Origin of the sequence: Tenacibaculum sp. Ill, from assembly GCF_051938915.1 — a bacterium.
Classification (GTDB): domain Bacteria; phylum Bacteroidota; class Bacteroidia; order Flavobacteriales; family Flavobacteriaceae; genus Polaribacter; species Polaribacter larymnensis.
Map to the genome: position 1 here is coordinate 28,747 of NZ_JBPSCW010000002.1, position 13,976 is coordinate 42,722.

At 32.4% G+C, this 13,976-nt stretch carries 14 protein-coding genes; 2 read left to right on the forward strand and 12 right to left on the reverse strand.

All coding sequences use genetic code 11. The annotated features are described in order from the left end of the window. Positions 1-22 precede the first annotated feature (22 nt). The 6 genes from ACTPNM_RS00125 to ACTPNM_RS00150 form a co-directional block, all read right to left on the reverse strand. Complete coding sequence (locus tag ACTPNM_RS00125) at positions 23-757, reverse strand: energy transducer TonB (RefSeq protein ID WP_440120111.1); 735 nt, start codon at positions 755-757, stop codon at positions 23-25. 111 nt (positions 758-868) lie between these two features. Next, the gene (locus ACTPNM_RS00130) at positions 869-1,576 is read right to left on the reverse strand and encodes an energy transducer TonB (RefSeq protein WP_440120112.1); all 708 of its coding nucleotides are present in this window, start codon (positions 1,574-1,576) and stop codon (positions 869-871) included. Positions 1,577-1,941: 365 nt separating this feature from the next. Then, a complete protein-coding gene (gene hflX / locus ACTPNM_RS00135) occupies positions 1,942-3,141 on the reverse strand; it encodes a GTPase HflX (protein WP_274638601.1) in 1,200 nt (399 codons plus the stop codon). Positions 3,142-3,202: 61 nt separating this feature from the next. Then, on the reverse strand, positions 3,203-3,766 hold the full coding sequence (locus ACTPNM_RS00140; protein ID WP_440120113.1) for a uracil-DNA glycosylase family protein: 564 nt from the start codon (positions 3,764-3,766) through the stop codon (positions 3,203-3,205). A gap of 346 nt (positions 3,767-4,112) precedes the next feature. After that, a complete protein-coding gene (locus ACTPNM_RS00145; RefSeq protein WP_274638603.1) occupies positions 4,113-4,475 on the reverse strand; it encodes a Na(+)-translocating NADH-quinone reductase subunit F in 363 nt (120 codons plus the stop codon). Further along, positions 4,475-5,833 (reverse strand): DEAD/DEAH box helicase, encoded by a 1,359-nt coding sequence (locus tag ACTPNM_RS00150; protein WP_440120114.1) that lies wholly within the window; start codon positions 5,831-5,833, stop codon positions 4,475-4,477. Before ACTPNM_RS00150 ends, ACTPNM_RS00145 begins: the two co-directional genes overlap by 1 nt. A gap of 68 nt (positions 5,834-5,901) precedes the next feature. Here ACTPNM_RS00150 and ACTPNM_RS00155 point away from each other — a divergent pair, with 68 nt between their 5' ends. Further along, positions 5,902-6,363 carry a Na(+)-translocating NADH-quinone reductase subunit F gene (locus ACTPNM_RS00155; RefSeq protein ID WP_440120115.1) on the forward strand — a complete coding sequence of 154 codons (462 nt, stop codon included), beginning with the start codon at positions 5,902-5,904 and terminating at the stop codon, positions 6,361-6,363. A gap of 114 nt (positions 6,364-6,477) precedes the next feature. Here ACTPNM_RS00155 and nqrF read toward each other — a convergent pair whose 3' ends face one another. Genes nqrF through ACTPNM_RS00185 form a run of 6 tightly spaced genes read right to left on the reverse strand, consistent with a single transcriptional unit; the run spans position 6,478 to position 12,535 of the window. Further along, entirely contained in the window at positions 6,478-7,794 is a 1,317-nt protein-coding gene (nqrF, locus tag ACTPNM_RS00160; RefSeq protein ID WP_274638606.1) for an NADH:ubiquinone reductase (Na(+)-transporting) subunit F, read from the reverse strand. After that, positions 7,794-8,552: an NADH:ubiquinone reductase (Na(+)-transporting) subunit E gene (gene nqrE / locus ACTPNM_RS00165; protein ID WP_440120116.1), complete on the reverse strand. Its 759-nt coding sequence runs from the start codon at positions 8,550-8,552 to the stop codon at positions 7,794-7,796. The genes nqrF and nqrE overlap by 1 nt, the downstream gene beginning before the upstream one ends. 31 nt (positions 8,553-8,583) lie before the next feature. Beyond that, a complete protein-coding gene (locus tag ACTPNM_RS00170; protein WP_099215191.1) occupies positions 8,584-9,228 on the reverse strand; it encodes an NADH:ubiquinone reductase (Na(+)-transporting) subunit D in 645 nt (214 codons plus the stop codon). Between the two features lie 2 nt (positions 9,229-9,230). Continuing rightward, positions 9,231-9,971, reverse strand: a complete 741-nt coding sequence (locus ACTPNM_RS00175; protein WP_440120117.1) for a Na(+)-translocating NADH-quinone reductase subunit C — start codon at positions 9,969-9,971, stop codon at positions 9,231-9,233. 2 nt (positions 9,972-9,973) lie between these two features. Then, positions 9,974-11,179 carry an NADH:ubiquinone reductase (Na(+)-transporting) subunit B gene (locus ACTPNM_RS00180; RefSeq protein ID WP_440120118.1) on the reverse strand — a complete coding sequence of 402 codons (1,206 nt, stop codon included), beginning with the start codon at positions 11,177-11,179 and terminating at the stop codon, positions 9,974-9,976. Between the two features lie 3 nt (positions 11,180-11,182). Further along, on the reverse strand, positions 11,183-12,535 hold the full coding sequence (locus tag ACTPNM_RS00185; protein WP_440120119.1) for a Na(+)-translocating NADH-quinone reductase subunit A: 1,353 nt from the start codon (positions 12,533-12,535) through the stop codon (positions 11,183-11,185). 162 nt (positions 12,536-12,697) lie between these two features. On the opposite strand from ACTPNM_RS00185, the gene ACTPNM_RS00190 reads away from it, so the two are divergent. Then, the gene (locus ACTPNM_RS00190) at positions 12,698-13,930 is read left to right on the forward strand and encodes a DUF5103 domain-containing protein (RefSeq protein ID WP_440120120.1); all 1,233 of its coding nucleotides are present in this window, start codon (positions 12,698-12,700) and stop codon (positions 13,928-13,930) included. The last annotated feature ends 46 nt before the right edge of the window (positions 13,931-13,976 follow it).

Genomic DNA, 13,976 nt, shown 5'->3' on the forward strand with positions numbered 1-13,976 from the left:
TATTAAGTTATTATTGGTTTATTTACTCATCTAGAGCAAACATAATAGGGAATCCGTATTTTACAGAGGTTTCATCTCCTGACTTTTTAGCAGGCACAAACTGTGGTAATTGAGATACCACACGAATAGCTTCGTTGTTTAGTAGCTCTCCATTTTTTGGTCCTAAAGTTTTAATATTCTTAACCTGACCATTTTTATCAATAATAAAACGCACCCAAACTTCTCCTTGAATAGATTCTTTTACCGCTTGACTAGGGTATCTGAAGTGTTTTTGAATATGCTTTACCATTTCAACATTAAAACAATCTAACCTTTCATTTTTCTTTGCCTTTTTACATGCAGTAAACAAAGGGATTCTATCAACTGTAGTAAATTTTTCAGCTTTTCTTACTTCTTCTGCTGATAGTTTACTTGTTATGTTTTCAAGATTATTTTTAAAGGTTAAAGGTTGATTCAATTCTTCTTGAGGAGTTGTACTTTCTAATGCCGCAGTTCCTGCTCCCGATAATTCCGTAGCACTTGAAACCACTTTCTTTTTTGATATTTCTCTCTTTTTTAAATACCTTCTATTAGCAGATACTTTTACAGAGATTTGTCGTGTACCTTTATTCTTCTTGTCTTTTGGAGCAATAGTACATTTTGTTATACTATTTAAATCTACTAAAGACTCTTCAGGGGTTTCACATACTTCACGTTGCGACACAACATTAGTAGCATAAAAACAAACTAATGTAATAACTAAAATAATTTTTCTCATACCTAAGGGGTTTAACATTTTTTCAATCAACTAATTATAGTTCATTATTTGTGAAAAACATGGCGTGCAAAGGTATTCTTTTTTTTACATAAAATAAATTATTTTAACACACTAATATTCAGAGCTATTTAAGCTAAAGTTCATAGGAAAGCTGTATGCTACTCTTGTATTTTTTCCTTGTTGTTTCCCTGGTGTAAAATTTGGAAGTAATAACACAATTCTTTTTGCCTCTTTTTTTAAGATTTCATGTGCATTTACTCCTTCCGTTTTAATATCTGTCACTTTTCCTGTTTCATCAATTACAAAACTTACTAGTACTTCTCCTTCAATTCCTTTATCTAAGGCTTCTTCAGGGTATTTTAATGTATTAATTATATGGTTTTGCATTTCATAATTAAAACAGTCTACTTTATCCATTAAAGGATCAGCACAAGATAAAAACATAGGAATTTCATCTACTACATCAAAAGAAGTAGCTTTTTTAATTAATTTTCTTGTAATTGGAAATATATCATACAAGCGACATGAAGCTAAGTCACTAGTTGTTTTAATCAATTTAATTTTGTTAGCTTCTATATCATTAGCTAAACTAACAACTTTTTCAAAGTAAACACGTTTTCTAAAATGCCTTCTACTAGAAATTGTAGTTACAACAGTAGGAGTTACCTCACTACTTTTTTCTACTTTTTTTTCTACTAAACACTTGTCTACAACGTTTACATCTACTGAATGGGAAGTTTCAGATGTACATTTCTCTTGTGCTATAGTAAATTGTAAACCACAACATAGTAACAAGAGGGTAATTATATTTTTCATCATGATCTATTCAGATTAACACATGGTAACTCAAAAAGAGCGGACATTTCACCTGGTCTTAAATTCATTATTTAAAACTTTATGAATACTTGGTAAGTTAGCTGGTTAAATAAGATTAATTTACTTACGTAAGTTTTAGGATTTCTTATTAACTAATTGATCTAATGAAAATCGTCTAGATTTTGTTTGTGAAGTTTTATTATTTTTCATTTTCAGGGGGATAAAATGGTTAAAAATATTAATTTACAATGCTTTATAAAACACAGAAAAAACTATGTTAGCGAATATAAATATAATAAAAAAGAACTTAAAGTTGCAATTCTTTAAGTTCTTTTTAAGTTATGGCTGTGTTTTTTTACTGTAAAAAACTAATATTCTTGGTATAAGAAATCATTATATGGAAAGCGCTGAATGTGTATTTTTTTCACTTCTTCATACACTTTATCTTTAAAATTCTCTAGGTTATCTTTATTTAATGCTGAAATAAAAATACTCTCTGTTTCTAAATCATTCATCCATGTTCTTTTCCAATCTTCTAACGTATAATGTTCTTTTGTTTTTTCTGTAACTAAGTCATCTTCATCAATAGTTTCATGAGTATAGGCATCTATTTTATTAAATACCATAACAGTAGGTTTGTCTTTACTATCAATCTCATCTAAAATTTTATTTACAGAAGCAATATGATCTTCAAAATTGGGGTGTGATATATCTACTACATGTAATAATAAATCAGCTTCACGAACTTCGTCTAAGGTAGATTTGAACGACTCTACTAATTGAGTTGGTAACTTTCTTATAAACCCAACAGTATCTGTCATTAAAAAGGGAATATTCTTTATTACTACTTTTCTTACTGTAGTATCAAGTGTTGCGAACAACTTATTTTCTGCAAACACCTCACTTTTACTCACTACATTCATTAAAGTAGATTTACCAACATTGGTATATCCTACCAAAGCAACACGAACCATTTTGCCACGATTTTTACGTTGCACAGACATTTGTTTGTCAATAGTTACCAGCTTCTTTTTTAATAGCGAGATTTTATCACGAATAATACGACGGTCTGTTTCTATTTCTGTTTCCCCAGGTCCACGCATACCAATCCCTCCTTTTTGTTTATCAAGGTGTGTCCACATTCTTGTTAATCGAGGTAATAAATATTGATATTGCGCTAGCTCTACCTGTGCTTTTGCCGAACTCGTTTGTGCTCTGCTGGCAAAAATATCTAGTATTAAGTTGGTTCTATCTAAAATTTTACAATCTAAAAAACGCTCAACATTTCTAAGTTGAGCTGGTGATAGCTCATCATCAAAAATGGCCGTTCCAATATCATTTGACTCTATATACGCTTTTACATCTTCTAACTTTCCTGTTCCTATAAAAGTTTTTGGGTGTGGTTTGTCTAGTTTTTGAACAAAACGTTTAACAGCTACTCCTCCAGCTGTAAGCGTTAAAAACTCTAGTTCATCAAGATATTCTTCTGATTTCTTTTCATCTTGATGTTGGGTTATAATACCTATTAAAACCGCTTTTTCTGATATGGCTTCTCTTGTTTCTATCATACATTGCAAAAGTACAAATTTATCAACGCATGTTTTTAACTTTCTTTTGGTATTAAAATCACTACAACAGCTTTTTTATAGTAGTTTTCAATATGGGTAAAACGTCTTTTTCAAACCACTGGTTTTTAGTTAACCAAAACCTATTTCTTGGTGATGGGTGAGGTAACACAAAATAACTGGGTAAATACTCTTCAAAGTTATTCACTGTCTCAGTAAGTGTCCTTTTTGCTTGCTCTTTTAAGTAGTAGTTTTGAGCATACATTCCTATTAAAATAACCAGCTTTACATTAGACATTTCTTCTAGTAATGGTTGATGCCATTTCGGGGCACATTCTTTTCTAGGTGGCAAATCTCCTGATTTTCCTTTTCCTGGATAACAAAAACCCATTGGAATTATTCCAAAATTGTTGGTGTTGTAAAACTGCTCATCAGTAACATCCAGCCATTTTCTAAGTTGTTTTCCGCTAGCATCATCCCAAGGAATTCCAGATTTGTGTACTTTGATTCCTGGTGCTTGACCTACAATAATAATTTTTGACTTTTTATTAGCTAAAATCACAGGGTTAGGCTCTATATGTTCCTCACATATTTTACATTCTTTTATTTTCCTTAGAAGATTCTCCACACTGTAAAGTTAATATTTATGCATAAAAAAACACTCGATTACAATGTAATCGAGTGTTTTTAACTTTAACTATTTAAGTCTTAATTGTTAATTGCATAACTAGCACCATTACCTAAATCTGATAAAAATGCCATAATAGTTTTCATTAATTTTTTTCCTTTTTTGGTTAGTAGTTGTCTTTTCATTTTTTTAGATATTTTATTAATTTCCCTGAGGTAAAATTAACATACAACTATCTGAAAACTAATAGGGTTTTTACCCTTTTCAATCTACTAAACCACTCTTTTTCTATCAGTGAAAAAGGAGAATTAACACCAGAAAATTATAGATGTTAGTAATATCGTATTTATAAAATCTTTATAAAATCATCGAAAGCAACATAATAGGGTTTGTTTTTAAAAACTGGTAAATCTACACTTTCAGCATTTGCAATTCCTATACCTGCATACCAAACCTTAGCATTTTGTTTTTCTGCATGCTTTTTAAATGTTTCCATCCACAATACATCATACTCTTGTGGTGACTGAATATTATTAGTAGTCTTTACTAAAACAAATATGGTAGGTTCTTCTTTTTTATACAACACGAACTGCGGATATCTTTTTAACTCACTGTTTATTGCAATAAACTCATAGCCCATTTCTTGTAACTTTTTACCTACAATGTTCATCCCTAAATTATGAAGTTCTTGTTCTGTAAGTGCTTGCATTATTTTCGTTTCTTATTGCGTTTGTTATAGTTTTTGTCTCCTCTTGTTTTAGGTTTTTTATACTTCTTAGCAATTTCTCTTCTGTATGAACCTCCTTGGTTTGTTTTTTTATTCTTTTCCTTTTTCTCATGAAAAGCAGGTCCTGGAATATATTCTTGTGACGTTCTATTCTTATTGACCTCTCTATCTTCTTTTGGGCGCTCTTCTTCAGTTAATTCTTTTGAGATTTCTACCTGTTCTGGAATTTCTAACTTCGGAATCGTGTAATCCATCAATTCCTCAATTCTTTGTTTAGCTTCCTGCTCTTTTTCTGTAGCAAATAAAATAGCTTTTCCTTCTCGTTCTGCACGTCCTGTACGACCTATTCTGTGCATGTAGTTTTCAGGGAAGTGTGGTACGTTAAAATTTATTACATGTGTTACTTCTTCTAAATCTAATCCACGTGCAATTACATCGGTAGCTATTAAAATTCGTTTTTCTCCTTGGTTGAATTGCTCTATAGAACGTAAACGATAATTTTGCGTTTTGTTTGAATGAATTACGCAAGCTTGTGATGGATACTCTTCTGCAACACAATCAAACAACCTGTCTGCATTTCGCTTATTAGGCGCAAACACTAACACTTTACTAAACTCTGATTTATCAAATAATAAATAGTTTAATAAATTGACTTTTGTGTAAAAATTAGGAACATCATAACTCGTTTGCTGAATATTGTCTAGTGGTGTTCCACTAACTGCAATCGCTATTTTATGTGGAGCGATAAAGAAATCGTCAATTAAAGCTTCCACATCCTCCGTCATGGTTGCTGAAAACATGATGTTTTGACGTCTTTGAGGTAATAAATCAAAAATGTTTAACAACTGAAAGCGAAACCCTAAATCAAGCATTACATCTACTTCATCAATTACTAATTTCTGAATAGATTTTAACTTTAAAACATTACTCAACGCCAAATCGTACAAACGCCCTGGAGTAGCTACAATAATATCTGCTCCTTGCATTACTGCTTCTTTATGACGGTTTAAATTCACACCTCCATAAACACCAACAGTACGAAGCGTAATGTATTTTGCTAACTTTTCAATTTCTTCTACCACCTGCACTACTAATTCTCGTGTAGGTACTAAAATCATCACTCTTGGATGTTGTTGCTTCGAAAACTTCAAATCTCGAAGTATTGGCAATAAATAACCAAAGGTTTTACCTGTACCTGTTTGTGCAATACCCACCACATCTTTTCCTGAACGAATTACAGGAAATGCTTCTTCTTGAATTGGTGTTGGATTTACAAAACCTAATTCTTCAATTGAGTTTCTAAGTGGATTTGATAAGTCTAAATCTTGAAAAGTCGTCATTAACAATAATTTGCTGCAAAGGTACAACCAATATTTTGTATATTTAAAGGAGTAAATCCTTTTTGATTATGGAAATACCTAAACGATTAGAACAAGCGCTTATTAAGCTTTATAATGCTTTTCATAACGATGAATTGAATCCTGAATGTTGTTCAGCATGTACGGTTGGGAATATTTTAGATAATCGAGATAGCTGGAAACACCTAACAAATGGTCATGGTTCTTTGAGATTAAGCTATGTGGGTAGGGTACATCAAAATTTAGGCAGAAAGTTTAATGGTTATACTCCACTTGAGCTATTACACATTGAAAAAATATTTTTAGAAGCATGTGGTTTTGTTGTTCCATTATGTCATTACAATCCAAAACCTCAAAATCCTACTAATAAAGAAAGATTATTTAATGGTTTATGCGCTGTAGTTTCACAACTATGTGAATTCGAAGGAATAGCTAACGTTATGGATTATGCTAGAGTTTTTGAATATGAACAAGGTAGTCCTGTATATAAATTTGATGTAATTTATGAATAGTACTGTTTTCTAAAAACGTTCTCCTGCTCTTATTACATCTAAAACTTATCTTTTTAAATATAAAAAAACCGATACAAATTTGTATCGGTTTTTATATATAAAAACACTGAGTGTCTATCCTCCAAAGTCATCAAAACGAATGTTTTCGTCATCTAAACCAAAATCTTCACCCATTTTTTGTACTGCTTTGTTCATTAATGGTGGTCCACAGAAATATAATTCTAAATCCTCAGGACTTTCATGTTTAGATAAATATTGGTCTATTACAACTTGGTGAATAAACCCAACAAAACCATCTCCGCTTTCATCATTAATATCTTTTTTAACCTTCCAGTTATCTTCTTCTAATGGCTCAGATAATGCCAAGTAGAATTTAAAGTTTGGAAAATCTTTTTCTAACGCTCTAAAGTAGTGAATGTAGAATAATTCTGCTTTAGAACGACCTCCGTACCAGTATGTTACTTTTCTACCAGTCTTTAAAGTTCTAAATAAATGATAAATATGTGAACGCATTGGTGCCATACCAGCTCCACCACCTACATATAACATTTCAGCTTCAGAATCATTGATGAAGAATTCACCATAAGGTCCAGAAATAGTTACTTTATCTCCTGGCTTTTGATTAAAGATATAAGAAGATGCCACCCCTGGATTTACATCCATCCATCCGCCTTTAGCACGGTCAAAAGGAGGTGTTGCTACACGAACATTTAACATGATTTCTCTTCCTTCTGCAGGGTAAGAAGCCATAGAGTATGCTCTCTCTACAGTTTCTTCATTCTTCATTACTAATGGCCTTAGGTTAAATTTATCCCAATCAGCCTCAAATTTATCAGGTTCACCTGGATGATCTTGCGGATGTGCAGAAATATCCATATCAGCATATTTTACTTCACATGGTGGTATTTCAATTTGAATATACCCTCCTGCTTTATAATCCATTTCTTCTGGAATCTCAACTACAAACTCCTTAATAAAGGTTGCTACGTTATAGTTTCTTACAACAGTTGCTTCCCACTTCTTAATTCCGAAAATTTCTTCTGGAATAGAGATATCCATATCTTGTTTTACTTTTACCTGACATGCTAAACGGATACCGTGTTGTAATTCTTTACGTGTAAAGTGTGGTGTTTCTGTAGGTAAAGCTTCTCCTCCACCAGAGTTAACGTGACACTCACATTGTACACAAGAACCACCACCACCACAAGCTGATGGTAAGAAGATTTTTTCATTACCTAAGGTAGATAATAAAGTTCCTCCTGATGCTACTTCTATTGTTTTTTCACCATTGATTGTAATCTTTACAGGTCCAGATGGTGCCAATTTTTGCTTAACAAATAATAATAAAGCTACTAAAACCAAGATTACCGCTAAAAACGCTAATACTGTAATAGCAACTGTTCCTCCTGTGCTTACTTCTAAAAATACCATTATTCTGTAATTTCTTTAGTGTTATTAGCTAATTCATCTGCTTTCTCTTCAGTCTTTTCAGTTTCCTCTACTACCTTTTCTTCAACTTCTTTCTTTTCAACCTTAACTTCAGCAGTTTCTTCTTTTTTACCTGCATCATCACCTCCAGTTAACATTCCACCGAAACTCATAAATCCGATAGCCATTAAACCTGTAATAATGAATGTAATACCTAAACCTCTTAATGCTGGTGGCACAGATGAGTATCTGATTTTTTCACGAATAGCTGCAATTGCTAAAATTGCTAAAAACCATCCGATTCCTGAACCAATACCGTACGTAAATGATAAACCTAATGTTGGAATTTCACGAGATTGCATAAATAAAGATCCTCCTAAAATTGCACAGTTTACTGCAATTAACGGTAAGAAAATACCTAAAGAGTTATATAATGCTGGTGCGAATTTTTCAACAATAATTTCTACTAATTGTACCATGGTTGCAATTGTTGCAATAAACATGATAAATGATAAGAAACTTAGGTCATAATCTACATACTCTTCTCCTAACCACTTTAAAGCTCCAGGTTGTAATAAGTATTGATCTAACAACCAGTTTACTGGTACTGTAACTGCTAATACAAAGATTACTGCAGCTCCTAAACCTACGGCTGTTGATACTTTTTTAGATACAGCAAGGTAAGAACACATTCCTAAGAAGGTAGCAAATACCATGTTATCTATAAATATCGATTTGAAAAATAATTCTATATGTTCCATTTTCTATATTTTTAATGAACACTAACTTAGGTTAGTCTTCTACTAATGCTTTATTTCTTGTACGTTGTACCCAAATAATAATACCTACAACGATTAATGCCATTGGTGATAATAACATAAACCCGTTGTTTTCATATCCTAAAGCATACAATCCTGTTTTTTCGATAGGATCTCCTAGTACTTTAAATCCTAATAAAGTACCTGAACCGAATAACTCTCTAAAGAAACCTACAATAATTAAGATTACTGCATATCCTAAAGCATTTCCTATACCATCTAAAAACGATCTCCATGGTCCATTACCTAAAGCAAATGCTTCAAAACGTCCCATAATAATACAGTTGGTAATAATTAACCCAATAAATACCGATAAGGTTTTACTTAAATCGTATGCAAATGCTTTTAGCACTTGGTCTACAATAATTACTAATGTAGCTACTACGATTAACTGTACAATAATTCTAATTTTTGATGGAATAATATTTCTCATTAACGAGATTACTACATTCCCTACTCCTAATACAAATAATACCGATATAGACATTACAATAGAAGCTTTTAACTCTGCTGTAATTGCTAATGCAGAACAAATACCTAATACCTGAATTGTAATTGGGTTATTATCTGCTAATGGATCAGTAATTAATGCTGCGTCTTTTTTTGATAAAAGTCCCATATTTATTTTAATGTTTTAAAGTAAGGTACGTATAAACCTAATTCAGATTTAATCATTGCAGCTACTCCGTCACCAGTTATAGTTGCTCCTGCAATTGCATCTACCTCGTTATCATTTTTATCTTCATTCTTTGGATCGTTATTAGATTTAGAAACTGCAATTCCTTTAAAAGAACCGTTGTTCATTAAATCTTCTCCAATAAAATCGTCCATAAAGTAACGTTGCTTAATGTTAGCTCCTAAACCTGGTGTTTCTCCTTTATGATCGAAGAAAACTCCTTGAACTACCATATTTTTATCCATTGCAACATATCCCCAAATAGCATCCCAAAGACCTTTACCTCTAATTGGAGCGATATAAAAAGTTTTACCTTCTTTTTCACCTACAAATAATGGTAGTTTTCTTGTTTTACCTTCTTTAGCTGCTGTTTGTTGCTTTTTAACATCAATTAAATACGCTTTAGCATCTTCAGAAACGTTATCACCTTCAATTACTAATTGTTTTTTAATGTATTTAGCAAACTCTTCTGCTACTTTATCTTTTGAAACAAACTCTACACTTGTTTCATCATTCTCGTTAACACCCATTGCATACAAAATATTTTGCTGCTTCTCGATACGTTTATTAGCATCGATTGTTGGGCGAAGTGATGACGCTGTAAAAGCTAACAACGCACCTACTACTAACACCATTCCTATGGCGAAAAGTACCGTATATAAATTACTATCTGTCTTCTTACTCATAATTAGGCAGTTTTAGCTTTTAAACGTTTTAATCTTCTCTTAACATTACCTTGAACTACGTAATGATCAATTGTTGGAGCAAATACGTTCATTAATAAAATTGCTAACATTACTCCTTCTGGGTATGCTGGGTTGAATACACGAATCATAATTGAAATAAATCCAATTAAGAATCCATAAATCCACTTTCCTTTGTTAGTTTGCGATGCTGTTACTGGGTCTGTTGCCATATATACAGCTCCAAATGCAAATCCTCCAATTAATAAATGCTTCCAGAAATCTAAGCTCATTAATCCGTAAAACTTACTTGTTTCACCAATCCATCCCATATCAATTATTTGGTTGAAGATGAATCCCATTACTAAAGCTCCGATAACTGCAGATAACATAATTCTCCAGCTTCCAATCTTTGTAAAGATTAAGAATAAAGCCCCTAATAAGATTAATAATGTTGATGTTTCTCCTACTGAACCTGGGATAAACCCGAAGAACATATCAGAAACTGAATAGTTTAATGGTTGTGACTGTGCTAAACTTCCTAAGATTGTTTCTCCTGAAATAGCATCAGCTGTTCCTGCAGCTTCTACAGCTCCTTGAACCCATACTTTATCTCCAGACATCCATGTTGGATATGCAAAGAATAAAAACGCACGAATTGTTAAGGCTGGGTTTAAGATATTCATCCCAGTTCCTCCAAATACTTCCTTACCTATTACAACACCAAAAGCTACTGCTACTGCTAGCATCCATAATGGTAAATCTACTGGTACAATTAACGGAACTAACATTCCTGTTACTAAGTACCCTTCTTCTATCTCATGTCCTTTGATTATACAGAAAATAAATTCTATTGCTAAACCAACAACATACGATACAATTACTAATGGTAATATTTTAACTAAACCGATTAGTAAGTTATCCATATTCCAAAATTCTCCAGAAAAGAAACCAGTTGCGTTTGAAACAGCTTCTATTTGAAGATTATGCTGATATCCTGCATTAAACATACCAAATATTAAACATGGAACTAATGCCATGATTACTGTATTCATTGTACGTTTAAGATCATCTGCCGACTTAATGTGAGTTCCTCCATGAGTAGTCTCATTCGGCATATATAAGAATGTATGAAAACCATTAAATAGCGGAGCTATTTTAGTTCCTTCATACTTCTTTTTTAAATTATGTAAGTTTTGTTTTAAGCCCATATCTTATCCTAATTCTTCTCTCATTAAATCTAATCCTTCACGAATTATTTTTTGGTGAGGTTGTTTCGACACACAAATAAATTCTGTTAACGCAAAATCTTCTGGTGCAATTTCGTAAGCTCCTAATCCTTCCATTTCGTCAAGATCTTTGTACATACAAGCTTTTAATAATTGCATCGGATAGATATCTAACGGGAAAATTTCTTCATAAGAACCTGTTACTACAAATGCTCTATGCTCTCCGTTAGTATTCGTATCTAAGTCATATTTTTTCTTTGGGTTTAACCAAGAAAAAGTTAATGCTCTAGAAGTAGATATTTTATTAAAAACTGGCTTATTCCAACCAAATAACTCATAGTCATCTCCTTCTGGAATAGCTGTAATTAAGTTATCGTAGTATCCTAAGAAACCATCTTCTTTAACTTCTAAACCACTTAAAACATTTCCACTAATTATACGAGCATTATTGGCATCTAAACTTCCTTTAACAACATCAGCAATTTGTGCTCCTGCTTTTGCAGTTACATATTGCGGTTTGTTAAATTTAGATCCTGCCAATGCAATCGTACGAGTAATATTAAACTTTCCAGTTAATAATAACTCTCCTATTACTACTAAGTCTTGAGGTGTAACTACCCACACAACTTCTCCTTTATTAATTGGGTCTATTTGTGCTATTTGAGTACTTACATTTCCTACTGGGTGTGGTCCTGAAACTTTATGCAACTCAACTCCTTTTACATCTTTAAATGGTGATAGTGTTGAGTTTTTAGCTACAGAAACATGTACTTTACCAGCTGTTAACTTTGTTAACGCAGTTAAAGCTGTTTGTAATTCTGCTTCTTTGCCTTTTAACGCATAATCATAATCAGCTGCTAAAGGTGCACTTGCGTAGGCTGATACAAAAATTGCTTTTGGTGCTTGATTAGGATTTGCAACCACGTCATACGGACGTTGTTTTACAAACGGCCAACAACCTGAAGCAAACAAGTGGTTTTTCACCTCTTCTCCAGACATTGCGTCTACATCTTTTTTACCAAAATCTTTGTATTCCTGCTGTGCATCAGCAGTGATTTTAATTGCTAAAACTTTTCTTCGTGCTCCACGAACGATTTCTGTAACTTTACCACTAACAGGACTAGAAAATAAAATACGTTCATCACTTTTTGAATAAAAAAGTGCTTCACCTGCTTTTACTTCTGTACCTTCTTTTGCTAAAATTTTAGGAATAACGCCGTGAAAATCATCTGGCTTTACTGCAAACACACTACCTGATTGAAGTTCGGTAGTTACCTGTTCTGCCTCGCCAACTAGCTTGATATCCAAGCCTCTCTTAATACGGATGTCTTTTGACATAGGAACTGATTAATTTGATTTTCTTAAAAAACACGCAAATTTAAAAATTTTGAATCCCTTTGCAGAACAAAAACATTTTTATCTTTACGAAACCTTATTATTTATATTTATTCTAAATAAAAACCTTGTCTTTGGCTTATATTTTGATACTTTTGTTACATCATGATGAAAAAAGAACTATCCTTAATTGCCTTTTTATTAGTTATTTCGAGCTTTGCTCAAAACATAAAAACTGTACAATTACGACCTAAAAATAACCCAAATTTTTATACTCCAATTGTACGTTTAGGTGATGTTTTAAAATTGTCTTTTGACGATTTAGATGCTGACAGCAAACAGTATCAATATAAAATAGAACACATGACCCATGACTGGAAACCTAGCTCAATGACGAGCAATCAATATATTGAGGGGTTTGAACAAAATGAAATTATCAATTTTACTAATTCCTTTAACACACTCCAACCCTACACACACTACTCTGTCGAAATTCCAAATCAAAATACCATTATTACTAAAAGTGGCAATTATTTAATTTCTATTATTGATGAAAACTACGAGGTCATTTTTACTAGGCGTTGTGTGTTCTATGAAGAAATTACCACTGTTGGTGTTGCCGCTTTTAGAAGTAGAAATACAGCAACAACCAACGAGCAACAAACAGTTCAATTTTCTGTTAACCACCCAGGCTTACAGATAAACATTCCTTCTCAAGAAATTAATGTAACATTGTTTCAAAATCATAATTGGAATACTGCTATTACCAATCTTCAGCCCATTTTTATTAAACCTCAGCAACTTCTTTACAATCATACTGTAAAAACTAATTTTTGGGGTGGAAATGAGTTTTTGAATTTTGACACAAAGTTTATAAGAAATTCTAGCTTAAATATTGCCCGTGTTGAACGTAAAAACCTATACCACAGCTACCTTTACACAGACGAACCTCGTATTGATAAAATATACACATATAACCCCGATATCAATGGACAGTTTGTTGTAAGAACTACTGAACGTGATGTTGTTGACAATAGAGATAATACCGAAGCTGATTACTCTTTAGTTCATTTTTCTTTAGAAGCTTTTGAGCCTTACGAGAACGAAGATGTATACGTGTATGGTGCTTTTAATAATTACGAGTTATCTGAAGAGAATAAAATGACTTACGACTCTTCTCAGAAAATTTACAAAGCTACATTACCCTTTAAACAAGGCTTCTATAACTATAGCTACGCTACTTTAGACAATAACAAAAATATTGACCTACATGAAGTTGACGGTTCTTTTTACCAAACCGAAAACGAGTACACTGTGATTGTTTACTACAAACCTTTTGGTGAAATTTATGACAGGGTAATTGGTGTAGGTTATGGATTTTTTAACCAAAATAGGTAAGGTATCTTTAGAAACATTGACTAAAAACTGAAAAAGAACTATCTTT

Bases quoted from the DNA above. Each gene is read 5' to 3' on its own strand.
- ACTPNM_RS00125 (WP_440120111.1), bottom strand. From the start codon at position 757: ATGAGAAAAATTATTTTAGTTATTACATTAGTTTGTTTTTATGCTACT.
- ACTPNM_RS00130 (WP_440120112.1), bottom strand. From the start codon at position 1,576: ATGATGAAAAATATAATTACCCTCTTGTTACTATGTTGTGGTTTACAA.
- hflX (WP_274638601.1), bottom strand. From the start codon at position 3,141: ATGATAGAAACAAGAGAAGCCATATCAGAAAAAGCGGTTTTAATAGGT.
- ACTPNM_RS00145 (WP_274638603.1), bottom strand. From the start codon at position 4,475: ATGCAAGCACTTACAGAACAAGAACTTCATAATTTAGGGATGAACATT.
- ACTPNM_RS00150 (WP_440120114.1), bottom strand. From the start codon at position 5,833: ATGACGACTTTTCAAGATTTAGACTTATCAAATCCACTTAGAAACTCA.
- ACTPNM_RS00155 (WP_440120115.1), top strand. From the start codon at position 5,902: ATGGAAATACCTAAACGATTAGAACAAGCGCTTATTAAGCTTTATAAT.
- nqrF (WP_274638606.1), bottom strand. From the start codon at position 7,794: ATGGTATTTTTAGAAGTAAGCACAGGAGGAACAGTTGCTATTACAGTA.
- nqrE (WP_440120116.1), bottom strand. From the start codon at position 8,552: ATGGAACATATAGAATTATTTTTCAAATCGATATTTATAGATAACATG.
- ACTPNM_RS00170 (WP_099215191.1), bottom strand. From the start codon at position 9,228: ATGGGACTTTTATCAAAAAAAGACGCAGCATTAATTACTGATCCATTA.
- ACTPNM_RS00175 (WP_440120117.1), bottom strand. From the start codon at position 9,971: ATGAGTAAGAAGACAGATAGTAATTTATATACGGTACTTTTCGCCATA.
- ACTPNM_RS00180 (WP_440120118.1), bottom strand. From the start codon at position 11,179: ATGGGCTTAAAACAAAACTTACATAATTTAAAAAAGAAGTATGAAGGA.
- ACTPNM_RS00185 (WP_440120119.1), bottom strand. From the start codon at position 12,535: ATGTCAAAAGACATCCGTATTAAGAGAGGCTTGGATATCAAGCTAGTT.
- ACTPNM_RS00190 (WP_440120120.1), top strand. From the start codon at position 12,698: ATGATGAAAAAAGAACTATCCTTAATTGCCTTTTTATTAGTTATTTCG.